We start from the raw sequence: 22918 nt of genomic DNA, 5'->3' as shown, positions 1-22918 counted from the left end.
ACGTTACGCGTTAGTCTGTGTACAGCTTTCACGGGGAAACACGTCATCATGCAACTGCGCAACTCATCTTCTCGCTACGGCGCGGTCAGCATTGTCCTGCACTGGGGCGTGGCGCTGGCGGTCTTCGGCCTGTTCGGCCTGGGCCTGTGGATGGTCGGGCTCGACTACTACAGCCCTTGGCGCAAATCCGGCCCAGACCTGCACAAGAGCATCGGCCTGGTACTGTTGGCAGTGATGCTGTTGCGTGTGCTGTGGCGCTTCATCAGCCCACCACCACCGGCACCGGCCAACCACGGGGCAGTTACCCGCGTGGCGGCCAAGCTGGGGCACCTGGCGCTGTACCTGGGCCTGTTTGCGGTGATGATCGCCGGTTACCTGATTTCCACCGCCGACGGTGTCGGTATACCGGTGTTCGGCCTGTTCGAGGTGCCGGCGCTGATCAGCGACCTGCCCGACCAGGCGGACCTGGCTGGCGTGGTTCATTTGTGGCTGGCCTGGGGGGTGGTGATTTTCGCCGTGCTGCACGGCCTTGCCGCCCTCAAGCATCATTTCATCGACCGTGACGCGACCCTGAGCCGTATGCTGGGCCGCAAAGCTTGACTCTCAACCTCAATTGCAAGGAATAGAAAGGATGTTGAAAAAGACTTTTGCCGCTCTGGCGCTCGGTACCGCCCTGTTCTCCGCTGGCCAGGCCATGGCAGCCGATTACAAGATCGACAAGGAAGGCCAGCACGCGTTCGTCGACTGGAAGATCAGCCACCTGGGCTACAGCTTCATCCACGGTACCTTCAAGGACTTCGATGGCGCCTTCACCTGGGACAGCGCCAAGCCTGAAGCCAGTAAAATCAATGTCGACCTGAAAACCGCCAGCCTGTGGTCCAACCACGCCGAGCGTGACAAGCACATCGCCAGCGCCGACTTCCTGGACGTGAAGAAGTATCCAAACGCCAAGTTCGTGTCCACCGCTGTGAAATCGACCGGTGACAAGACCGCCGACGTGACCGGTGACCTGACCCTGCACGGCGTGACCAAGCCCGTCACCTTCAAGGCCACCTTCAACGGTGAAGGCAAGGACCCGTGGGGCGGTGAGCGTGCTGGCTTCAACGCCACCACCACCCTCAACCTGAACGACTTCGGCATCAAGGGCCCGGGCGCCACTTCGCAGACCCTGGACCTGGATATCAGTCTCGAAGGTGTGAAGCAGAAGTAAGCCTCGCTTACGCAATAAAAAACGCCGCCCATTGGGCGGCGTTTTTTTGTGCAGCTCGGTTATGAGCCTTTGCGGGTCAGCAGCGCTGGGCGCTCACCGCGTGGGCGGCTTGGCAGGTCATCCAGCTGCTCAGGCGTCGGGTAACGATCGAGCTTGGACTCCTTGCGGATGATCACCGGCTGGTTTTGCGGCTCGCGCGAGCTGCGCACTGCCGGTTCCTGGCGCGATGCATCATCGCGACCGGCCGAGCGGTTGCGGCCGCCACCGTTGTTGTCGCGGCGTGCACCACCACCATTGTTGCTGCGGGGTGGGCGTTTTTCACCAGAGGCGCTGCGCGGCTGGCTGCCATTACGGCCTTGGCCACCACCGCTGTTGCTGCGTGGCGCGTTGGCCTGGCCGCCGGCACCGGCAGCAGCACCCGGGCGACGGTTGCGGCCCTGGTTCTTGGCGTTCTGGTACGGGCTGACGTAGTCGGCACGGTTACCGAAGTTATCCACTTCGTCGTCCAGAAACTCATCCGGGGCACGGTCGGCTGGAGCTTTCGGCGCGCTGTTCTGACCGGCTTGCTGCTGACGCGGTTTCTTGTCACGTGGCTTGCGCGGCTGTTGCTGCCTGTCGGCGGACTTTTCCTTGTCGGCAGGCTTGTCAGCAGCTTGCTGCTTGGCCTTGCCTTTATCCTTGCCTTTGTCCTTGCGGCCACCGTTGGCGTCTTTGCTGCCGTCGCCACGCGCCTGCTGGTTGCGACCACCGCGGCCGTTGCCCTGCGGGCGTTCGCGCACTTCTGGTTTTTCGGCTTCCACCTGGCTTGCGTCGAAGCCCATCAGGTCGCCATCAGCGATCTTCTGGCGAGTGACCCGCTCGATGCTCTTGAGCAGTTTTTCTTCGTCCGGCGCAACCAGCGAAATAGCCTCGCCCGAGCGCCCGGCACGGCCGGTACGGCCGATACGGTGAACGTAATCTTCCTCGACATTCGGCAGCTCGAAATTGACCACGTGCGGCAGCTGGTCGATGTCCAGGCCACGGGCGGCAATGTCGGTGGCGACCAGCACGCGCACGCTGTTGGCCTTGAAATCGGCCAGGGCCTTGGTGCGGGCGTTCTGGCTCTTGTTGCCGTGGATCGCAGCGGCGCTCAGGCCGTGTTTTTCCAGGTACTCGGCCAGGCGGTTGGCGCCGTGCTTGGTACGGGTGAATACCAGCACCTGTTCCCACGCACCCAGCGTGATCAGGTGCGCCAGCAGCGCGCGCTTGTGGCTGGCTGGCAGGCGGTAGACGCGCTGCTCGATCCGTTCGACCGTGGTGTTCGGGGGAGTGACCTCGATGCGCTCCGGGTTGTGCAGGAGCTTGTCGGCCAGGTCGGTGATGTCTTTGGAGAAGGTCGCGGAGAACAGCAGGTTCTGGCGCTTGGCCGGCAGGCGCGAAAGGACCTTCTTGACGTCATGGATGAAGCCCATGTCGAGCATGCGGTCGGCTTCGTCCAGGACCAGGATTTCAACGTGGGCCAGGTCGACCTTGCCTTGTCCGGCCAAGTCGAGCAGGCGCCCCGGGCAGGCCACCAGGACGTCGACGCCCTTGGCAATGGCCTGGATCTGCGGGTTCATGCCAACCCCGCCGAAAATGCAGGCGCTGACCAGCGGCAGGTCGCGGGCATACACCTTGAAGCTGTCGTGCACCTGAGCCGCCAGTTCGCGGGTCGGGGTCAGCACCAGCACGCGGGGTTGGCGTGGGCCATGGCGCTGGGATTTGTCGGGGTGGCCTGCCGGGAACAGACGCTCAAGGATCGGCAAGGCGAAGCCGCCGGTTTTACCAGTACCTGTCTGTGCGGCAACCATCAGGTCGCGGCCTTGCAACACGGCGGGAATCGCCCGCTGTTGCACCGGAGTCGGCTGGGTGTAGCCCGCAGCCTCGATAGCGCGGACAAGAGCCTCGGAGAGACCGAGGGAAGCAAAGGACATGGGCAATCCTGTTCTCGTGTGGGCTGGGCCCGTAGGGATGTTCTGCCTGGCGCGACGGGCATCGGAGGGATGCGATCGCGTCCGGTCCAGCTGGGCTTTCACTGCACATCCGGAAAACGGAGGGTGGACGCCAAGGGGGCGTCGATGCCGATCGGGATGCCTGTTGCGAGGCCGAGCGTCCGGGCGTGAGCCGGGCGGGAAGGCCCGAGTATAACAGAGCTATCGCGGCGTGCTGCTTTCCTGCTGCTCAACGGCGTCAGGAAGATGGCCGGGGTCGCCGATGTAGCGTTCGATTATCGCCAGGAATGCGGGCTCCTGCTTGAAGCGCCGCAGCTCTTCGGTAAAGGCCTGGGCCAACGCCTCGCGGCCAGGTTTGCGCGCCAGGCCCAGGTATTGCGCCTGCTGGCTGATCAGCAAAGGGAGTTCCTCGACCTGCTGCTCGAGGCCGAGCTGTCGGCGCAAATAGCGCCCGACCAGGCGATCAGTGACCAGCAAATCAATGCGCCCGAGCGCCAGTTTGCCGAAATTGGCTTCGTGGCTGGGTGCTGACTCTCTACGAAAACCGGAGGCTTCGTTGAATTCGGCGCCGTAGGCATAGCCTGGCGAGGTGCCCACGGTCAGGTTGCTGAGGTCGCTGAGCTGGCTGATGACGTGGCGGCGGCGGCTGGATTGGTACAGCACGAACTCGACGTCCGACATGGGTTCCAGCGGGTAGATCAGGTAGGCCTTGCGCGAGTCGACCATGAAGATGTCCATCACGCCGTCGGCCTGGCCCTGCTCGACCATGGCCAGGCATCGCTTCCAGGGCATGAACAGCCATTCCACCTCGACACCCAGGCGTTTGAACACTTCGGTGGTGACTTCGTAGTCGATGCCTTTTGCCTGCCCCGCATCCTGATACACATAAGGCGCCCAGTCGTCGCTGACCAGGCGCAGCCGTTCGCCCTGCGCCAACGGGCTCAGGCAGGCGAGCAGCAGGATGCAGAACAGGTAGGCGATGTGTGGCATGGCGCGAGATTACGCGCTCGGCCAGGGCAAGGCCAGTGAAGCCGCAGGGCTGTGCAGAGCCGAATCAGCGTTGAGATGCTTCAAGCAGATGCGCTTCGATATCCTTGCGCCGGGCACCCAGCGAAAGACGCAGGCCCGGGTGGCGCAGGCATTGGCGCAATTGCTCCGGCTCCATGCGGCCATATCGCGCATTGAGGTTCTCCAGCGCCTTGTCCCACCAGGCCGACGCGCAGGCGCGGTCGAACTCGTTGGGGTAGGGGTAGCTGCCATACAGCAATTCACGGGCGAATTGCCGCTCGCGGCTAGGCATGGTCAGGCTCAAGGCTTTGTAACCCAAGCGTTGCAGGGTAGGGGGGCGTGGCAGTTGATCGTTCACCAGCAGCACATCGGCGAGGGCAGCGGCGCTTAGCGGTTGTTCACCGTGTTTGCGCAGCCAGGCCTGGATCTTGGCGCGGAATTGAGCTTTGCGGCTCCAGTAGTGGTGGATCACGTCGGTGCATTCGGCCAATGCCAGCTTGCGATACGCCGCCACGGCCAGGCAGAACTCTTCCAGTGTGTAGGCCGAGCGGGCCAGCGGATGAAATTCGTCCATCAGGGCGACGGAGTGGTCCAGTACGCCTGCATCTTCGCGGGTGAGGCCAATCACGCCGGAGTTGACCAGCGGCATCTGGCAGTCAGCCAGGCCCCGAGCCTGCAGGATATTCAGCAGGTTCTTGTAAAGCAGGCACTTCTGATTTTCGCCGTAGCGCCCGCCGATCGCATTGCACAGCAGGTTGCCAGCCTTGACGCGCTGGAACAGCTGCAGCGGCGACTTGCGAAAGAACGTGTCGGTGTCGATCAGCACGGCCAGCGGGTGTTGCTGCAGCACTTGGCGCAACAGCACATGCTTGCTGCGGAAATGGTACCCGTGGGGCTGGTTCCAGGCTGTGCGCGTTGCCTCATCGAGGTGATGAACGGTAACTGGCAGCTGGCTGTAGGGTTGCGGGTTGTCGGTATAGACCTGGATATCCAGGGCCTCGCCAGCTGAGGTGCCCAGGTGGGCCAGGGCGCTGACGATACTGAAGCAGGCTTCCTGATGGTAGGTGGCCGGGCCGAAGGCCAGGTAGACCAGCTGGGGGCGCGAGAGCGTGAGAGGCTGCATGGCTGGCTAAACCCATTTGAACCAGAAAAAAATAAGGCCTTAGTCTATGACTAAAGCCTTAAGCATTTCTGAATGGGACTTTGCCAAAAAGTTTCAGCGAGGCAGCTTCAGGTTGTTCCAGATCGCCAGGCTCGCCTCGGCCTGGTTCAAGGTGTAGAAGTGCAGGCCTGGCGCGCCACCTTGCAGCAGTTGTTCGCACATGCGGGTGATCACTTCTTCACCGAAGGCCTGGATGCTGGCGGTGTCGTCGCCATAGGCTTCCAGCTGCTTGCGGATCCAGCGTGGGATCTCGGCGCCGCAGGCGTCGGAGAAACGCGCCAGCTTGCTGTAGTTGGTGATCGGCATGATGCCGGGCACTACAGGAATGTCCACGCCCAGCTTCTGCGCACGCTCGACGAAGTAGAAGTAGCTCTCGGCGTTGAAGAAGTACTGGGTGATGGCGCTGTCGGCACCGGCCTTGACCTTGTGCACGAAATTGCTCAGGTCGGCTTCGAAGTTGCGCGCCTGCGGGTGCATTTCCGGGTAAGCGGCAACCTCCAGGTGGAAGTGGTCACCGCTGTCCTGGCGGATGAACTCGACCAGGTCGCTGGCATAGCGCAGTTCGCCACTGGCCATGCCCATGCCCGACGGCAGGTCGCCACGCAGGGCGACGATGCGCTTGATGCCGGCCGCTTTGTACTGGGCCAGCAGGGCGCGCAACTCATCCTTGGTGTCGCCGACACACGACAGGTGCGGGGCGGCCGGCACCTTCACTTCGCTTTCCAGCTGCAGCACGGTGTTCAGCGTGCGGTCGCGGGTCGAGCCACCGGCACCGTAGGTGCAGGAGAAGAAGTCCGGGTTGCAGGCAGCCAACTGGCGGGCAACGCCCATCAGCTTTTCGTGACCGGCATCGGTCTTGGTTGGGAAGAATTCGAAACTGTAGCGGCGTTCTTGTGACATCTCTGTTTCCTCAGCTGCAAGCCAGGGCCGCAAGCTGCAAGTAAAAGCCAGGGCGGTGTGGGCCGGCCTGGCTTGGGCATCGATCAAGATTCAACGACTACAAGCGCCAGGCGGCATCCCCCTGGCGCTTGCCGCTTAGCTTAGTAGCGGTAAGCGTGCGGCTTGAACGGGCCTTCGACAGTCACGCCGATGTAGTCGGCCTGCTGCTTGGTCAGTTGAGTGACCACGCCGCCGAAGCCGCGGACCATTTCCAGGGCCACTTCTTCGTCGAGCTTCTTCGGCAGCACTTCAACGGTCAGGCGTTCGGCTTTCTTCTCGGCCGACAGGTCAGCGAACTTCTGCTCGAACAGGAAGATCTGCGCCAGTACTTGGTTGGCGAACGAACCGTCCATGATGCGGCTTGGGTGGCCAGTGGCGTTACCCAGGTTCACCAGGCGGCCTTCGGCCAGCAGGATCAGGTAGTCGTCGTTCTGCGGGTCGAAGTCGCCAGCGCCGGTGCGGTGGATCTTGTGCACCTGCGGCTTGACCTCTTCCCACGCCCAGTTCTTGCGCATGAAGGCGGTGTCGATCTCGTTGTCGAAGTGGCCGATGTTGCAGACCACGGCGCGCTTCTTCAGGGCCTTGAGCATGTTGGCGTCGCAGACGTTGACGTTACCGGTGGTGGTGACGATCAGGTCGATCTTGCCCAGCAGGGCCTTGTCGATGCTGGCTTCGGTGCCGTCGTTGATACCGTCGATGAACGGCGAGACCAGCTCGAAGCCGTCCATGCAGGCCTGCATGGCGCAGATCGGGTCAACTTCGGTGACCTTGACGATCATGCCTTCCTGGCGCAGGGACTGGGCCGAACCCTTGCCCACGTCACCGTAGCCGATCACCAGGGCTTGCTTGCCCGACAGCAGGTGGTCGGTGCCGCGCTTGATGGCGTCGTTCAGGCTGTGACGGCAGCCGTACTTGTTGTCGTTCTTGCTCTTGGTGACCGAGTCGTTGACGTTGATCGCCGGGACTTTCAGCTCGCCTTTGGCCAGCATGTCCAGCAGGCGGTGCACGCCAGTGGTGGTTTCTTCGGTAACACCGTGGACGCGGTCCAGCACGGCCGGGTATTTCTTGTGCAGCAGCTCGGTCAGGTCGCCGCCGTCGTCGAGGATCATGTTGGCGTCCCAAGGCTGGCCATCCTTGAGGATGGTCTGCTCCAGGCACCACTCGTACTCTTCCTCGGTTTCACCTTTCCAGGCGAAAACAGGAATGCCGGCGGCAGCGATGGAGGCAGCAGCCTGATCCTGGGTGGAGAAGATGTTGCAGGACGACCAGCGCACTTCGGCACCCAGGGCAACCAGGGTTTCGATCAGCACGGCAGTCTGAATGGTCATGTGGATGCAGCCCAGGATCTTCGCACCCTTGAGCGGCTGCTCAGCGAGGTACTTGCGACGCAGGCCCATCAGGGCAGGCATTTCCGATTCGGCGATGATGGTTTCGCGACGGCCCCAGGCGGCCAGGGAGATGTCGGCGACTTTGAAATCGGTAAAACCTGCAGGCGTGTTTACAGCGCTCATGAGAGCCTCCATTCGTAGTGTGCGAATGGGCGCCGTTGTGCGTTTGAGCGTCCGCGGGAGCGGACAACGCCCCATCCGAGCCTGACAGGGTGACCCTGCTGCAGCGCCCCTCGGGTGGGTGGCGGGCATGGCGCCGCTGTGGGCAGCCATGTGAAACGGCAGCGATTATAGCCTTGGCCGTGTGACACACCCAAGGCTTTCTGTCGATTAATCGCGACGATAGTCGATGTTCAATGGAGCGCCGGCGGCCGCTCTGCCATCATTACTCCACGTTAGCCAAGCAGGTCAGGAGTACAGATGAACTTTCACACCCGCAAATGGGTAAAACCCGAAGACCTCAACCCCAACGGCACCCTGTTCGGTGGCAGCCTGTTGCGCTGGATCGACGAAGAGGCGGCAATCTACGCCATCGTCCAGCTCGGCAACCAGCGCGTGGTCACCAAGTACATGTCGGAGATCAATTTCGTCAGTGCTTCGCGCCAGGGCGACATCATCGAGCTGGGCATCACCGCTACCGAATTCGGCCGCACCTCGATCACCCTCAAGTGCGAAGTGCGTAACAAGATCACCCGCAAGAGCATCCTGACGGTCGACAAGATGGTCTTCGTCAATCTGGGCGAGGATGGTCTGCCGGCGGCCCACGGGCGGACCGAGATCAAGTACGTCCAGGATCAGTTCCCAGACAGCGCGGTGGAGTAGGAAGTACTGGGGCCGCCAGGCGGCCCCGGGTTTTCATCAGGGTTGTGCACTGACCTTGCGCACCACCCGGCCGACACTCAGGCCCTGCACCAGGATCGACGACAGCACCACGATGTAGGTGATCGACAGCAGCAGGTCACGCTCCTCGCCCAGCGGCAGCGACAGCGCCAGCGCTACCGACACGCCGCCGCGCAACCCGCCCCAGGTCAGAACGCGGATGGTGCCCTTGGGCACGCTGCGCCAGCGGCGCAGCAGCAGAATCGCCGGGGCCACGGTCAGCAGCCGCGACAGCAGCACCGCCAGCGCCAGCACACCGCCTGCGGCAAGGTGCAGCCAGTTGAATGGCAGCAGCAACAGTTCCAGGCCAATCAGGGCGAACAGCAGGGCATTGAGCATGTCGTCGATCAGCTCCCAGAAGCCGTCCATGTAGCGACGGGTCATGTCGTTCATCGCCAGGTTGCGCCCCAGGTTGCCGATGATCAAGCCGGCCACGACCATCGCGATCGGCGCCGAAACATGCAGCTCATAGCACATCGCCGAACCGCCGATGACCAGCGCCAGGGTCAACATGACCTCGACCTGGTACTGCTCGACGCTTTTGATCATGCGGTAGGTGGCGTAGCCGATCAGGCCACCGAACACCACCCCGCCGATGGCCTCCCGGGCGAACAGAATCGCCGTGTCGGTAATGCTCGGGGTTTCGCCCAGCTGGATGATGCCGAGCAACACGGTGAACACCACAACCGCCGTACCGTCGTTGAACAGCGACTCACCAACGATGGTGGTTTTCAGCGGTTTGGAGGCGTTGGCGGTACGCAGTGCGCCCAGCACGGCGATCGGGTCGGTGGGCGAAATCAGTGCGCCGAACAGCAGGCAGTAGATCAGTGGCACCTGCCAGCCGAACATCGCGAACACCCAGTGCGACAGGTAGCCGATCACCACGGTGGCGATCAGCACCCCGATCGTTGCCAGCAAACCGATCGGCCAGCGGTAACTGCGCAGATCGCTGAGGTTGACGTGCAGCGCGCCGGCGAACAGCAGGAACGCCAGCATCCAGTGCATCAGCAGGTCATTGAAGTCGATCTGGTTCATCAGCCCTTCAACGCGTTCTTCCAGGCCAGGGAAGCCGATCAGGCTCAAACCCTGCAGCATCAGCGAGAACAGCAACGCCGTGACCATCACGCCGATGGCGGGGGGCAGGCCGATAAAGCGGTAATTGACGTAAGTGAGGAGGGTGGTCAGGCAGATAAACGCGGCAACTAATTCAAGCATCCCAGGTCCTGTAAAAATGGCTTCCAAGTCGTAACCCGAATGGCTCGGGCAGTTCTTTGATGACCTGGCGCGGGGTTCGGGACACAAGCTTTGACCGGATTCGTTCCAATCGTTCCCATGTAAGGGGGCTGCTGCGCAGCCCAATCGCCGGCAAGCCAGCTCCCACATGTACGGCATCAGCCTTGAAAGCGGCGCGGTCAATGTGGGAGCTGGCTTGCCGGCGATTGGGCCGCACAGCGGCCCCCGAACGCTATATATTCACAGCCATGAAAAGCCATAAGGACAAGAAGGCGTGTTGGCAACATCCCTGGTGCTGGTCGCCGCCCTGCTGCATGCGACCTGGAATACCCTGATCAAATTCAGCGGCGAGCGCTTGCTGGTGATCGCCAGTATGGACACGGTGGCGCTGGTGTTCGCAGTGCTGGCTGTGGCCTTCGTCGATGTGCCGCCGGCGGAGATATGGCCTTGGCTGATAGCCTCGGCGCTGGCCGAGCAGCTGTACCGCTACCTGCTGATCAAGGCCTACCGAGTGGGCGACCTGGGGCTGGTCTATCCTCTGATGCGCGGGCTGTCGCCGCTGGTGGTGCTGGGGCTGACGCTGGCGTTTGCCGGTGAGTCGCTCAGCCAGCAGCAGATCATCGGCATCCTGCTGATCCCGTGTGGCATGGCTTGCCTGTTGTGGCAGGGCGGCGGCGGTGACCGGCTGCCCTGGTCGATGCTGCCGGTGGTGGCGCTGATCGGCCTGTGCATCGGCTGCTACACCTGGTTCGACGGCCAGGCCGTGCGCTTGTGGGGTAAGCCGTGGGACTACCTGGTATGGCTGACCCTGCTCAGTGCCTGGCAATTCCCGCTGCTGGCCAGCGTGGCGCGGCGGGCACCGTTCGTGCTGTTTTGGCGAACGCAGTGGCGTTTGGGGCTGGCGGTAGGGTTTTGCGTGCTGTTCAGCTATGCGCTGGTGCTGTGGGCCATGCACCTGGGCTCGGTGGCCGAGGCGGCGGCCTTGCGTGAGTTGAGCGTGATCCTGGTGGTGCTGCTGGGTATGCGCTACCTCAAAGAACCTTTTGGCGGGCCAAGACTCCTAGCTTGCGGGCTGGTGCTGGCAGGCATGCTGGTGATGAAGCTCTAACCTCACGATTGATAGGAGTCCTGTCCAATGACCGTTGCCCTGTGGTGCATCCTGTTTGCCCTGCTCCTGCCGCCGCTTTGTGCATTGATCGCCAAGGTGAGCAGTGGCCGTTTCGGCATGAAGGACAATCACGACCCGCGTGCCTTCCTCGACACGCTGTCGGGCTTGCCACGCCGCGCGCATGCCGCGCAGCATAACAGCTACGAGGCGTTCCCAGCGTTCGCGGCGGCGGTGCTGGTGGCGGATATCGTCGGCAATGCCGAGCAGGTGACGCAGGACGTGCTGGGGGTGATGTACATCACCAGCCGCTTGCTTTACATCATCTGCTACCTGGCCGATTGGGCGGCCTTGCGCTCGCTGGTGTGGTTTGCCGGGTTGGCAATTATCGTGTCGTTCTTCGTGGTTTCCATCTGAAACCGCGTTGCCTGCTTCGCGAGTCCCACAGGGACAACACAGCCCTTCAGTACTGTGGTGTACCTGTGGGAACGGGCAAGCCCGCGAAGAATCCACCGCTGATCAAGGTACCTTAGGGACCTCAGGTAGTGGCTGGCCTTTAGGCCAGAGCATCCAGATCTGCCCCTGCTGCTTCATGTTCCCCGCCAGCTCGCCGGCTTCCGGCCCGGTGCCCCAGAACAGGTCGGCACGCACTTCACCCGCAATCGCCCCACCAGTGTCCTGCGCACCCACCGGGCGCACCACTGGCGAGCCGTCCGGGCGAGTGGTGGAAAGCCACAACAGGCTGCCCAGCGGAATCACCTTGCGGTCGATCGCCACGCTGTAACCGGCGGTGAGCGGTACGTTCAACGAACCGCGCGGGCCTTCGTTGCTGTCCGGGCGGGTGCTGAAGAACACGTAGCTGGGGTTGCTGGCCAGCAGTTCCGGTACGCGCTGTGGGTTGGCCTGGGCCCAGGCATGAATGGCACCCATGCTCACTTCTTCTTTTTTCAGCTGGCCCTGCTCCACCAGCCAGCGGCCGATCGGCCGGTAGGGGTGGCCGTTCTGATCGGCGTAGCCCAGGCGCAGCTGACGGCCGTCTTCCAGTTGCACCCGGCCCGAACCCTGGATCTGCAGGAATTGCAGGTCCATCGGGTCGGTCAGCCAGGCCAGCACCGGTGCCTTGACGCCGTTACGGTTGATCACTTCGGCAGTGTCGTATGGTTTGAGTACCCGGCCATCGAGGCGACCACGCAGGCGCTTGCCCTTCAGCTCGGGGTACACGCTGGCCAGGTCGACCACGATCATGTCTTCCGGGGGGCCGTAAACCGCCACAGGGTTGGTCGCCGATTGGCTCAGGCTGCCGGGGTAGACCGGCTCGTAGTAACCGGTAATCAGGCCGTTGGCATTGTTCTCGGCGGAGCGCAGACCATAAACCTGCAGATTCTGCTCAAGGAAGGTACGCACCTGGGCAGCGCTCGCCGTATCGCTGCCGGCGGCTTTGCAGGTAGCGGCCCACACTGGGTCGCGCTTGAGCTTCTCACAGCCGCTGCGCCAGGCGTAGAAACCGGCCAGCAGGTCTTCGTCGCTGACTGCGGGCAGGTCTTTCCAGGTGGCCGGGGCGTAGGTGGCGATGGCGTGGGGTTCGGGCTTGGCGCTTTCGCCGCCATTGCAGCCGGCCAGCAAGGCCAGGGCTGGCAGCGCCCAGGCGAGATGGCGCAGAGCAGATTTCATGGTTGAATCCTTGGCGGGCAGCAGATGAAACTTGCCCGTAGTGTTCGTATGGGTATTGGTCTTTGTCGGCCAGGCGAGGATACTGTTGGCCCTTCGAGCTGCCAATGTGACCGTGATGTTCAAATGTTTCACCGCCGTGCTGTTGATCAGCCTGTCCCTTGCGGCCTGCGACCGTGTCGATCCTAACTCACCCTTGGGGCAGCGCAAGGCGATCTTCAAGCAGATGCTCAAGACCAGCGAGGACATGGGCGGCATGCTGCGTGGGCGGTTGCCGTTCGATGGCGCCAGGTTCGCGGACGGCGCTGTGAAGCTCGATGGCCTGGCCCATGCGCCTTGGCAGCATTTCCCGCAGGTAAAAGACGATGGCGAGAGCAGTGCGCGGCCCGAAGTCTGGGAGCGTCAGGCGCGTTTCCACGACCTGGCGCAGGCGCTGGAAGGTGTAACGGGCGAATTGCTGGCAGTGACGCGCAAGCAGCCATTGGATGCGGCAATGCTCAAGGCACCGATGGACAAGGTCGAGGCAGCCTGCAAGGCCTGCCATACAGAGTTTCGTAACCACTGATGCTGCCCGCCAGCGGTTTGTGGGCCGCTGGCGGGCGCACGTGCCTGAAGGATCAGGTCACTTGTTCAGTTCGGCCTTGGCGGCTTCAAGTTCTGCCTTGGCCTCGGCCAGTTTATTTTCACGCTTGGTGATCTTGCTGCTATCGCCTTTCGCCTGGGCCTGCTTGAGGTCGGCTTCACGCTCTTTGACTTCCGATTCGGCCTTGCGCACTTTCTGTTCGCGCTCTTCCTTCAAGCCTTCATCGGTGCAGTGCTCGGTGTTTTCCTGCAGGGCTTTTTCCAGGCCGCGGATTTGGCCCGCATTATTGTGTGCCTTGGCGTATTGAAGCTGGTTTTCGATGGCGCTGCGCTTGGCGGCGCAACCGGTCAACCCCGGGGTGGGCTGAGCAGCCTGCACAGCGAAGGTGCTCAGGCCCAGAACTGCGAGCATGACTGCGGAAGAAATTAATTTCACAGGAGCCTCCTTGTAGGGGCAATGGCAGTAAGCGCTGCGATCCTGCCCCTTTCCTACAACTGAGTGAACCCTTAGACGGGCAAGTTCAGAAAAGTCCTACAAGCCAATTTGAGTGGCTGCTCGCTGTCAACGTTCCAGATCGTCGACCGCTTCCTGCAGTTCCTTTTTTGCCTCGGCCAATTTGTCCTTGCGCTTGTTGATGCGCTCCGGGTCGCCTTTTTTCATGGCCTTGTCCAGGTCCTTGGTGCGCTGGTTGACCTCGTGGCGCGCTTCGAGCACTTTCTGCTCGCGTTCTTTGCGCAGGCCGGCATCGGTACAGTTCGCGTCAACTTCGCCCAACGCTGTTTCCAGGCCAGCTTGCTGCTCGCTGTTGTTGTGAGCCTTGGCTTGCTCGATCTGCTCGCTGATCGCCTGGCGCTTGGCGGCGCAGCCGGTAAGGCCCGGTTGTTCTTCTGCGGCCTGGGCGGTTTGAACCCCAAAAGCGAGTGTTGCCAGCAGGAAAACAGTTGAAATACGTTTCATGAATAGCCTCCTAAACGGGGCGGGGCAGCAAAAAGTGGGGAAATCCTGCCTTGGTTTTGCCGATTTATAAACCCTTGTCGTTTTTTTCAGGCTGAGATTCAGGCATTCCCACGGGCATGCCCTGCCCGTGGGCTATTGCGAACGGGCATCTTGTGTCGCCTGAAAGCCGTCGAGCCCACTGTTCCCCAATCGTGTGGCGATGCCCTGAACATCGGCATTGGCGAAGAACGCCGCAAGTTGTCTGGCGCGTGTTGCGCCGATACCAGGCAAGGTTTGCCAATCGCTGGCAGACCGGGCGGCCAGGGCGGGCCAAGGCTCACCCCGCGGCACATGACCGGGCGCAGGCACGCCAAGCCCCTTCAGCCATTGGGCGAAAGGCCGGCTGCGGGCCATGGCGAAACTGCGTTGCAGTTGCAGGGCGGTGATCTCGCTGATGCCCGGCACTGTGGTCAGCTGCTCGGCATCGAGCACCAACCAATCCGTAAGCGACGTCACCAGGCCCGCCTGCACCAGCCGCCGCCAGGTGCCCGGGCCGATGCCCGGCATCGCCAGCCCTTGCTTGCCGCCCAGCCATACCAGGCGGGCGATGAACTGCTCCTCGCAACCTTCGCTGGCTCGCCAGCAACTGTGAGGGCCGAAGCGCCCGGCCTCGGGTGCCAACACGGGTTGGCGCTCGACTGCGCGGTGCAGCACCTGTTCGAACCGAGGAATGGTCAGCCCGGCCAGGCTGATGACCACCTGATCGCCCGGGCGAATGTCCAGCGTTTGCCAGCGGGCCAGGGAGCCCAGGCTGACCTGGCTGATACGGCGGTCGTCCAGTGTGACCGGCTGCAGCTTGAGCAGTGGCGTCACCCTGCCGGTGCGGCCGATGACAAAGCGCACCTCGCGCACTTGCGCCAACGCCTGGGCGAACGGGTATTTCCACGCGGCGATCCAGTAGGGCGCGTTGGCCTGCCAGCGATCGGCAGGGGGCCGGCTGTTCTGGCGCAGGATCAGGCCGTCCGTGGCGAAGGGCAGTGGCGTGCGGTACCAGTGCAAGCGCCACTGCGCGGCCTCTTGCGGGGTAGCGATGGGTGTGCTGTAACGCTCGCTGTCGGCAAACCCCAGGGCCGTGAGCTGTGTCAGGCGCTCGGCCTGGGTGGTCGGCCCTTGCGGCCAGTCCCAGACGAACAGCCCGATGCGTTCGCCCTGTTCGCGACCCAGGCGCTTGCGCGCCAGCAGGCCGGCGACGTTGCCACGGGCATTGGCGCTACCCGCCTGCACTTGTACATGCCCATCCAGGCGCAGGTACAGCTCGCCTTGCAGCACCAGGTCGAGCGCTTGCGGGAGTTGCCGGGTGATGCCTTCAAGGTCCTGGATGTGCCGGCTCCAGTCATGCCCCCGTACCCCATCGCCGCGGCTGAGCAGCCGTACCAGCCGGCCTTGGCGGTAAATCAGCGAGACAGCTACCCCATCGACCTTTGGTTGCACCCATACGCCAGTCTTGCCGGCCATCCAGCGGGCGACTGCCTGGGCGTCCGGCAGTTTTTCGACACCGGTGTGGGGAATGGGATGGGCAAGGGGGCCGCGTGAAGTGGCCAGGGAGTCCAGCCCGCCTTGGTGTGCGAAGCACCGCTGAAGGTGCAGGAGGCGCTGGCGGCTCTGGTCGTAGAGCGTGTCCGGCACCAGGGCTTCGCCCAGGCGATGGTAATGGTCGTCCCATTGGGCAAGGGTTTCACGCAGGTTGGCGAGTTCCACGTCGGCGCGGTCCGCTGACCATTCCGGGCAGTCGGATGCGTGGCTTGCGGGTGCAAGCAACAGCACCAGCATGAGCAGCATAACGGGCATGGCCAGCATCCTTGCGTGGCGGGGTGGAAGCATCAGCCTAGGCCGGTAAACCTGTCGATGCGCCGCGCAGTTGTCAGCCGATATGTCATGAAAAAGCCCCTGCCGATCACTCGGCAAGGGCTTTCATTTACCGCTGTAGAAAACTTACAGGCCGGCAGCGTCACGCAGCGACTGGGCGCGGTCGGTACGCTCCCAGGTGAAGGTGGTGAAGGTGTCGTCGCCGACAGTCTTCTGCTGCGGGGTACGGCCGAAGTGACCATAGGCAGCGGTTTCCTGATACATCGGGTGGAGCAGGTCGAGCATCTTGGTAATGGCGTACGGACGCAGGTCGAAGCACTCGCGCACCAACTGGATGATCTTGTCGTCGGAAACCTTGCCGGTGCCGAAGGTGTTGATCGAGATGGAGGTCGGCTGGGCGACGCCAATGGCGTAGGACACCTGAATCTCGCAACGCTCGGCCAGGCCTGCAGCGACAATGTTCTTCGCCACGTAGCGGCCGGCGTAGGCAGCGGAACGGTCGACTTTCGATGGGTCCTTGCCGGAGAACGCGCCACCACCGTGACGGGCCATGCCGCCGTAGGAGTCGACGATGATCTTGCGGCCGGTCAGGCCACAGTCACCCACCGGGCCACCGATGATGAAGTTGCCGGTCGGGTTGATGTGGTACTGGGTGCCTTTGTGCAGCAGTTCAGCCGGCAGGGTGTGCTTGACGATCAGCTCCATCACCGCTTCCTGCAGGTCTTTCTGCGAGACCTCAGGGTTGTGCTGGGTGGACAGGACGATGGCGTCGATACCGACGACCTTGCCGTTCTCGTAGCGGCAGGTGACCTGCGACTTGGCGTCCGGGCGCAGCCACGGCAGCAGGCCGGATTTGCGCGCTTCGGCCTGGCGCTCGACCAGGCGGTGCGAGAAGCAGATCGGCGCCGGCATCAGCACGTCGGTTTCGTTGCTGGCATAGCCGAACATCAGGCCCTGGTCGCCAGCACCCTGGTCTTCCGGCTTGGAGCGATCGACGCCCTGGGCGATGTCCACCGACTGCTTGCCGATGATGTTCATCACGGCGCAGGTGGCGCCGTCGAAGCCGACGTCCGAGCTGTTGTAGCCGATGTCGATGATGACTTTACGCACCAGTTCTTCCAGGTCGACCCAGGCCGACGTGGTGACTTCGCCGGCGATGATGGCGACACCGGTCTTGACCAGGGTTTCACACGCCACGCGGGCGTATTTGTCCTGGGTGATGATGGCATCCAGGACCGCGTCCGAAATCTGGTCGGCGATCTTGTCCGGATGCCCTTCGGACACGGACTCGGAGGTGAAAAGGGAGTATTCGCTCATCTCGACGGGTTCCTAAAATTTACCGATGGTGTGTGTCGCCAGCCGTCCGCTGAAAATGGCGGACCTGGATCTGGAAACCGTTACGCAAGCCCACATAGAGGCTGTCCCCCGGGGCCAGCCCGGCTGCATTGGCCCAACGGGCCAGGTCGTCCTGTTCAAAGCCAAGCCAGAGGTCGCCGCAGGCTTCCCGCGCCCAACCCTGGTCATGGCTGCACAGTTCGGTGACCAGCAGGCTGCCGCCCGCTTTCACCCGTTTGGCCAGCAGGCGCAAGGCCTGGGCCGGGTCGCTGAAATGGTGCAGGACCATGTTCAGCACTACGCAGTCGGCTTCCACATCCGTTGCACCCAGTGCATCGGCCAACTGCAGGTTTACATTATCCAGGCGTTCGCGCTCGCACACCTGGCGCGCCAGCTCGAGCATGGTCGGGCTGTTGTCCATGGCTGTGACAGCGGCAAAGCGCCGGGCCAGGTCAGGCAGGAAACCGCCGTCGCCGGGGCCGACTTCCAGCGCGCTGGCGGTCGGCTCGAAATTCAGTGTGTCGAGCAACGCCAGCAGGCTTTCGCGGTATTGCGGCAGGCCTGCGATCAGGTCCTGCTGGGCGCGGAACTTCTCCTCCACGCGCAGGAAGAAGTCCTGGCTGGTGGCGGCGCGGCGTTGCTGTACCTGGGCGATGCGTGCCTGGACGTCCTGCGGCAAGCTCAGGTCATCGACCTCTTCGAGCAACGCCGTGTGCAGTCGCCCGCCTAGGCGGTGGCTGTCGGGCAGGGCGCGACGGTAGAAAATCGCGTTGCCTTCACGGCGCGTGGCCACCAGCTCGGCCTGGGCCAGCACTTTGAGGTGGTGGCTCATGCCCGACTGGCCGATGTCGAAGATCTGCGCCAGCTCCAGCACGCCGAAAGAGTCACTGGCCAGGGCGCGCAAGACATTCAGGCGCAACTCGTCGCCACTGGCCTTGCACAGGGCGGCCAGGGTGTCGCTTTGCTGAGGGATGGTTTGCGCACGCAGGTTCATGACGCGGCAGTCTAGACAGGCATCGCTGCCCTAGCAAGGCCAATATCAAAAAGTTTTGATATTGCCTGATGGGCGGGTGGGTGCACCGGGTTTTCCGCCGCATTGACAGCCAATCACGGGAAAAACGCCCAAGTGTGGCCATCCGTCATTGCCCCCAGCCCCCCAGTGGGCGAAAATAGCCGCCTTTTTCGTAACACCACCTATTCAAGCCCAGGAGATAAGCGATGCCCAGCCGTCGTGAACGTGCCAACGCCATTCGTGCCCTTAGCATGGATGCCGTGCAAAAGGCTAACAGCGGCCACCCAGGTGCCCCTATGGGCATGGCGGATATCGCTGAAGTGCTTTGGCGCGACTACATGAAGCACAACCCGAGCAACCCGAGCTTCGCCGACCGCGACCGCTTCGTGCTGTCCAACGGCCACGGTTCGATGCTGATCTACTCGCTGCTGCACCTGACCGGCTATGACGTCACCATCGATGACCTCAAGTCGTTCCGCCAGCTGCACAGCCGCACCCCGGGCCACCCGGAATTCGGCTACACCCCGGGTGTCGAGACCACTACCGGCCCACTGGGCCAAGGCCTGGCCAACGCCGTGGGCTTTGCCCTGGCTGAAAAAGTACTGGGCGCCCAGTTCAACCGTGACGGCCACAACATCGTCGACCACAACACCTATGTGTTCCTGGGCGACGGCTGCATGATGGAAGGCATCTCCCACGAAGTCGCCTCGCTGGCCGGTACCCTGGGCCTGAACAAGCTGGTCGCCTTCTATGACGACAACGGCATCTCCATCGACGGTGAAGTGGAAGGCTGGTTCACCGACGACACGCCGAAGCGTTTCGAGTCGTACAACTGGCTGGTGATCCGTAACGTCAACGGTCACGACGCCGACGAGATTCGCACCGCCATCGAGACCGCGCGCAAGAGCGACCGTCCGACCCTGATCTGCTGCAAGACCATCATCGGGTTCGGTTCGCCGAACAAGCAGGGCAAGGAAGACTGCCACGGTGCTCCGCTGGGCAACGACGAAATCGCCCTGGCCCGCAAAGAGCTGAACTGGAACCACGGGCCGTTCGAAGTGCCTGCCGACATTTATGCCGAGTGGGATGCCAAGGACGCTGGCGCCAAGGTCGAAGCCGAGTGGAACAAGCGTTTCGACGCCTACGCCGCTGCCTTCCCTGAGCTGGCTGGCGAACTCAAGCGCCGCCTGAGCGGCGAGCTGCCGGCCGACTTCGCTGAAAAGGCCGCGGCCTACATCGCTGAAGTCGCTGCCAAAGGCGAAACCATCGCCAGCCGCAAGGCCAGCCAGAACACCCTGAACGCCTTCGGCCCGCTGCTGCCGGAGTTGCTGGGCGGTTCGGCCGACCTGGCCGGTTCCAACCTGACCCTGTGGAAAGGTTGCAAGGGCGTCAGCCATGAAGATGCCAACGGCAACTACATGTACTACGGCGTGCGCGAGTTCGGCATGACTGCCATCATGAACGGTGTCGCCCTGCACGGCGGCCTGGTGCCTTACGGCGCTACCTTCCTGATGTTCATGGAATACGCCCGCAATGCTGTGCGCATGTCCGCCCTGATGAAGCAGCGCGTGATCCACGTCTATACCCACGACTCCATCGGCCTGGGCGAAGACGGCCCGACTCACCAGCCGATCGAGCAGCTGACCAGCCTGCGCAGCACGCCGAACCTGGACACCTGGCGCCCAGCTGACGCCGTTGAATCGGCGGTTTCCTGGAAGCACGCCCTGGAGCGCAAGGACGGCCCTTCGGCGCTGATCTTCTCGCGTCAGAACCTGCAGCACCAGGACCGCGACGCCCAGCAGATCGCCGACATCGCCCGTGGCGGTTACGTGCTGAAAGACTGCGCTGGCGAGCCTGAGCTGATCCTGATCGCCACCGGCTCCGAAGTGGGCCTTGCCGTTCAGGCGTTCGACAAACTGACCGAGCAGGGCCGCAAGGTTCGCGTCGTGTCGATGCCGAGCACCAGCGTGTTCGACGCCCAGGACGCCGCCTACAAGCAGTCCGTACTGCCGCTGGAAGTCGGTGCGCGCATCGCCATCGAAGCCGCCCACGCTGACTTCTGGTACAAGTACGTCGGCCTGGAAGGTCGTATCATCGGCATGACCACCTACGGTGAATCGGCTCCGGCCAGCGCACTGTTCGAAGAGTTCGGCTTCACCCTGGAAAACATCCTGGGTACCGCCGAAGAGCTGCTGGAAGACTGATAGAGGCAAAGCGAGGGCCCCTGGCCCTCGTTCGCGGCACAAGGCCGCTCCCACAGGATCTGCATACGCCGCAGTACCCTGTGGGAGCGGCCTTGTGCCGCGAATGGGCCGCATGGCGGCCCCTTTCAACCGACGGATTTCACGAGCCACCTATGCCCCACCCGCGTCCCTACAAAGTTGCACTCAACGGTTACGGCCGCATCGGCCGCTGTGTCCTGCGCGCACTGTTCGAGCGTGGGGCAAAAGCCGGCTTCGAGATCGTTGCACTGAACGACCTGGCCGACCAGGCCAGCGTGGAATACCTGACACGTTTCGACTCTACCCACGGCCGTTTTCCCGGCGAAGTGAGGGTCGACGGCGATTGTCTGCATATCAGCGGTGACTGCGTGAAAGTCTTGCGCAGCGCCACGCCCGAGGGCGTCGACTGGGCGGCCCTGGACATCGACCTGGTGCTGGAATGCTCCGGCGCCTACAACACCCGCGCCGACGGCCAGCGCTTCCTCGACGCCGGCGCACCGCGCGTGCTGTTCTCGCAGCCCATGGCCAGCGAGGCCGATGTAGATGCCACGGTTGTCTACGGCATCAACCAGGCGTGCCTGACCGGCAACGAGCGTCTTGTCTCCAACGCCTCCTGCACCACCAATTGCGGCGTGCCGCTACTGCGGGTGCTGGACCAGGCGTTCGGCATCGAGTACGTGCAGATCACCACCATCCACTCGGCGATGAACGACCAGCCGGTGATCGACGCCTATCACCACGAAGACCTGCGCCGCACCCGCTCGGCCTTCCAGTCGGTGATCCCGGTGTCCACTGGTCTGGCGCGTGGCATCGAGCGCCTGCTGCCGGAACTTGCCGGGCGAATCCAGGCCAAAGCGGTACGTGTGCCCACCGTCAACGTCTCGTGCCTGGACATCACCCTGCAGACCGCCCGCGATACCAGCGCGGCAGAGGTCAACCGGGTATTGCGCGAGGCGGCGCTGGACGGCCCGCTGAAAGGCTTGCTGGCCTATACCGAGCTGCCCCACGCCAGCTGTGATTTCAACCATGACCCGCATTCGGCCATCGTCGATGCCAGCCAGACCCGCGTCTCAGGCCCACGCCTGGTGAACCTGCTGGCCTGGTTCGACAACGAATGGGGTTTTGCCAACCGTATGCTCGACGTTGCCGAACATTATCTGCACGTCGTTCACCCAACCCGCAGCAAACAGCCCTGAAGGACTGCATTCATGACCGTGTTGAAGATGACCGACCTCGACCTGCAAGGTAAACGCGTACTGATCCGCGAAGACCTCAACGTGCCTGTAAAGGACGGTGTGGTAACCAGCGATGCGCGTATCCTCGCTGCGCTGCCGACCATCAAGCTGGCCCTGGAGAAGGGCGCGGCGGTAATGGTCTGCTCGCACCTGGGCCGCCCGACCGAAGGCGAGTTCTCGGCCGAGAACAGCCTCAAGCCGGTTGCCGACTACCTGAGCAAGGCCCTTGGCCGCGACGTGCCGCTGGTCGCCGATTACCTCGACGGTGTCGAGGTCAAGGCCGGTGACCTGGTGCTGTTCGAGAACGTGCGTTTCAACAAGGGCGAAAAGAAGAACGCCGACGAACTGGCGCAGCAGTACGCTGCCTTGTGCGACGTCTTCGTCATGGACGCGTTCGGTACTGCCCACCGTGCTGAGGGTTCGACCCATGGCGTGGCCAAGTTCGCCAAGATCGCTGCTGCCGGCCCGCTGCTGGCCGCCGAACTGGACGCCCTGGGCAAAGCCCTGAAGGCCCCGGCCAAGCCGATGGCTGCCATCGTTGCCGGCTCCAAGGTTTCCACCAAGCTGGACGTGCTCAACAGCCTGAGCGCGGTGTGCGACCAACTGATCGTCGGTGGCGGCATCGCCAACACCTTCCTGGCCGCCGCTGGCCACCCGGTTGGCAAGTCGCTGTACGAGCCTGACCTGGTCGAGACCGCCAAAGCCATCGCCGCCAAGGTCAGCGTGCCGCTGCCCGTCGACGTGGTGGTCGCCAAGGAATTCGCCGAAAGCGCCGTAGCCACCGTCAAGGCGATCGCCGACGTTGCTGCCGACGACATGATTCTGGACATCGGCCCACAAACCGCAGCCAACTTCGCCGAGCTGCTGAAGTCGTCGAAGACCATCCTGTGGAACGGCCCGGTCGGCGTGTTCGAGTTCGACCAGTTCGGCAACGGCACCCAGGTATTGGCCAAGGCCATTGCTGACAGCGCCGCGTTCTCCATCGCCGGTGGTGGCGATACCCTGGCTGCCATCGATAAATATGGCGTCAGCAAGGATATCTCCTACATTTCCACCGGTGGCGGTGCGTTCCTCGAGTTCGTCGAAGGCAAGGTACTGCCGGCGGTGGCGATCCTGGAAGAGCGGGCCAAAGCCTGACAATGGCGGCGCCTGGCAAAGGGAGCGACC

Annotated in this window: 21 protein-coding genes and 1 riboswitch; of the genes, 9 read left to right on the top strand and 12 right to left on the bottom strand. The window is 63.0% G+C overall.

Annotation, left to right across the window (positions count from 1 at the left end; all coding sequences use genetic code 11):
- The first annotated feature begins 48 nt into the window (after nucleotides 1–48).
- Both ACNQPL_RS19950 and ACNQPL_RS19945 read left to right on the top strand, forming a co-directional pair.
- Nucleotides 49–600 (top strand): cytochrome b, encoded by a 552-nt coding sequence (locus ACNQPL_RS19950; protein ID WP_346615408.1) that lies wholly within the window; start codon nucleotides 49–51, stop codon nucleotides 598–600.
- Nucleotides 601–631: 31 nt separating this feature from the next.
- Complete coding sequence (locus ACNQPL_RS19945; RefSeq protein ID WP_346615407.1) at nucleotides 632–1210, top strand: YceI family protein; 579 nt, start codon at nucleotides 632–634, stop codon at nucleotides 1208–1210.
- A gap of 59 nt (nucleotides 1211–1269) precedes the next feature.
- On the opposite strand, the gene ACNQPL_RS19940 is transcribed toward ACNQPL_RS19945, so the two are convergent.
- The 5 genes from ACNQPL_RS19940 to ahcY all read right to left on the bottom strand — a co-directional run bounded on the left by ACNQPL_RS19940 (nucleotide 1270) and on the right by ahcY (nucleotide 7800).
- The gene (locus ACNQPL_RS19940) at nucleotides 1270–3162 is read right to left on the bottom strand and encodes a DEAD/DEAH box helicase (RefSeq protein ID WP_416467670.1); all 1893 of its coding nucleotides are present in this window, start codon (nucleotides 3160–3162) and stop codon (nucleotides 1270–1272) included.
- Between the two features lie 219 nt (nucleotides 3163–3381).
- Nucleotides 3382–4170 carry a substrate-binding periplasmic protein gene (locus tag ACNQPL_RS19935; protein ID WP_346615405.1) on the bottom strand — a complete coding sequence of 263 codons (789 nt, stop codon included), beginning with the start codon at nucleotides 4168–4170 and terminating at the stop codon, nucleotides 3382–3384.
- 64 nt (nucleotides 4171–4234) lie between these two features.
- Nucleotides 4235–5311: a hypothetical protein gene (locus ACNQPL_RS19930; RefSeq protein WP_416467669.1), complete on the bottom strand. Its 1077-nt coding sequence runs from the start codon at nucleotides 5309–5311 to the stop codon at nucleotides 4235–4237.
- Nucleotides 5312–5404: 93 nt separating this feature from the next.
- Complete coding sequence (metF, locus tag ACNQPL_RS19925) at nucleotides 5405–6250, bottom strand: methylenetetrahydrofolate reductase [NAD(P)H] (protein ID WP_346615403.1); 846 nt, start codon at nucleotides 6248–6250, stop codon at nucleotides 5405–5407.
- A gap of 140 nt (nucleotides 6251–6390) precedes the next feature.
- On the bottom strand, nucleotides 6391–7800 hold the full coding sequence (gene ahcY, locus ACNQPL_RS19920; RefSeq protein WP_346615402.1) for an adenosylhomocysteinase: 1410 nt from the start codon (nucleotides 7798–7800) through the stop codon (nucleotides 6391–6393).
- Nucleotides 7801–7820: 20 nt separating this feature from the next.
- A riboswitch (S-adenosyl-L-homocysteine riboswitch) is annotated at nucleotides 7821–7918 on the bottom strand.
- A gap of 179 nt (nucleotides 7919–8097) precedes the next feature.
- Between ahcY and ACNQPL_RS19915 the strand changes: the two genes are divergently transcribed.
- Nucleotides 8098–8499, top strand: coding sequence for an acyl-CoA thioesterase (locus ACNQPL_RS19915; RefSeq protein WP_012274534.1), 402 nt, complete (start codon nucleotides 8098–8100; stop codon nucleotides 8497–8499).
- 36 nt (nucleotides 8500–8535) lie between these two features.
- Here ACNQPL_RS19915 and ACNQPL_RS19910 read toward each other — a convergent pair whose 3' ends face one another.
- Complete coding sequence (locus ACNQPL_RS19910) at nucleotides 8536–9771, bottom strand: sodium:proton antiporter (protein ID WP_346615401.1); 1236 nt, start codon at nucleotides 9769–9771, stop codon at nucleotides 8536–8538.
- Between the two features lie 292 nt (nucleotides 9772–10063).
- On the opposite strand from ACNQPL_RS19910, the gene ACNQPL_RS19905 reads away from it, so the two are divergent.
- Both ACNQPL_RS19905 and ACNQPL_RS19900 read left to right on the top strand, forming a co-directional pair.
- On the top strand, nucleotides 10064–10897 hold the full coding sequence (locus ACNQPL_RS19905; protein ID WP_016501954.1) for a DMT family transporter: 834 nt from the start codon (nucleotides 10064–10066) through the stop codon (nucleotides 10895–10897).
- Between the two features lie 27 nt (nucleotides 10898–10924).
- Nucleotides 10925–11311 (top strand): MAPEG family protein, encoded by a 387-nt coding sequence (locus tag ACNQPL_RS19900; RefSeq protein ID WP_416467668.1) that lies wholly within the window; start codon nucleotides 10925–10927, stop codon nucleotides 11309–11311.
- Nucleotides 11312–11413: 102 nt separating this feature from the next.
- Here the strand turns inward: ACNQPL_RS19900 and ACNQPL_RS19895 are convergent, their stop codons facing one another.
- Nucleotides 11414–12565: a murein transglycosylase A gene (locus ACNQPL_RS19895; RefSeq protein ID WP_416467667.1), complete on the bottom strand. Its 1152-nt coding sequence runs from the start codon at nucleotides 12563–12565 to the stop codon at nucleotides 11414–11416.
- 115 nt (nucleotides 12566–12680) lie between these two features.
- Between ACNQPL_RS19895 and ACNQPL_RS19890 the strand changes: the two genes are divergently transcribed.
- The gene (locus ACNQPL_RS19890) at nucleotides 12681–13127 is read left to right on the top strand and encodes a c-type cytochrome (RefSeq protein ID WP_346615397.1); all 447 of its coding nucleotides are present in this window, start codon (nucleotides 12681–12683) and stop codon (nucleotides 13125–13127) included.
- Nucleotides 13128–13184: 57 nt separating this feature from the next.
- On the opposite strand, the gene ACNQPL_RS19885 is transcribed toward ACNQPL_RS19890, so the two are convergent.
- The 5 genes from ACNQPL_RS19885 to ACNQPL_RS19865 form a co-directional block, all read right to left on the bottom strand.
- The gene (locus tag ACNQPL_RS19885; protein ID WP_416467666.1) at nucleotides 13185–13580 is read right to left on the bottom strand and encodes a DUF1090 domain-containing protein; all 396 of its coding nucleotides are present in this window, start codon (nucleotides 13578–13580) and stop codon (nucleotides 13185–13187) included.
- Nucleotides 13581–13706: 126 nt separating this feature from the next.
- Nucleotides 13707–14102, bottom strand: a complete 396-nt coding sequence (locus ACNQPL_RS19880; protein ID WP_346615395.1) for a DUF1090 domain-containing protein — start codon at nucleotides 14100–14102, stop codon at nucleotides 13707–13709.
- Nucleotides 14103–14234: 132 nt separating this feature from the next.
- The gene (gene ligB, locus ACNQPL_RS19875; protein WP_416467664.1) at nucleotides 14235–15929 is read right to left on the bottom strand and encodes an NAD-dependent DNA ligase LigB; all 1695 of its coding nucleotides are present in this window, start codon (nucleotides 15927–15929) and stop codon (nucleotides 14235–14237) included.
- Between the two features lie 144 nt (nucleotides 15930–16073).
- Nucleotides 16074–17264 (bottom strand): methionine adenosyltransferase, encoded by a 1191-nt coding sequence (gene metK, locus ACNQPL_RS19870; protein WP_346615393.1) that lies wholly within the window; start codon nucleotides 17262–17264, stop codon nucleotides 16074–16076.
- A gap of 19 nt (nucleotides 17265–17283) precedes the next feature.
- A complete protein-coding gene (locus tag ACNQPL_RS19865; RefSeq protein ID WP_346615392.1) occupies nucleotides 17284–18276 on the bottom strand; it encodes a metalloregulator ArsR/SmtB family transcription factor in 993 nt (330 codons plus the stop codon).
- A 224-nt stretch (nucleotides 18277–18500) separates the two neighbouring features.
- Between ACNQPL_RS19865 and tkt the strand changes: the two genes are divergently transcribed.
- The 3 genes from tkt (at nucleotide 18501) to ACNQPL_RS19850 (ending at nucleotide 22888) form a co-directional block, all read left to right on the top strand.
- A complete protein-coding gene (tkt, locus tag ACNQPL_RS19860; RefSeq protein WP_346615391.1) occupies nucleotides 18501–20498 on the top strand; it encodes a transketolase in 1998 nt (665 codons plus the stop codon).
- 152 nt (nucleotides 20499–20650) lie between these two features.
- Nucleotides 20651–21712 (top strand): erythrose-4-phosphate dehydrogenase, encoded by a 1062-nt coding sequence (epd, locus tag ACNQPL_RS19855; protein ID WP_416467663.1) that lies wholly within the window; start codon nucleotides 20651–20653, stop codon nucleotides 21710–21712.
- A 12-nt stretch (nucleotides 21713–21724) separates the two neighbouring features.
- On the top strand, nucleotides 21725–22888 hold the full coding sequence (locus tag ACNQPL_RS19850) for a phosphoglycerate kinase (RefSeq protein WP_346615389.1): 1164 nt from the start codon (nucleotides 21725–21727) through the stop codon (nucleotides 22886–22888).
- Nucleotides 22889–22918 lie beyond the last annotated feature (30 nt).

Origin of the sequence: Pseudomonas sp. LFS044, assembly GCF_047978245.1 — a bacterium.
Taxonomy (GTDB): domain Bacteria; phylum Pseudomonadota; class Gammaproteobacteria; order Pseudomonadales; family Pseudomonadaceae; genus Aquipseudomonas.
This window is presented reverse-complemented; position numbering and strand designations above follow the sequence as displayed.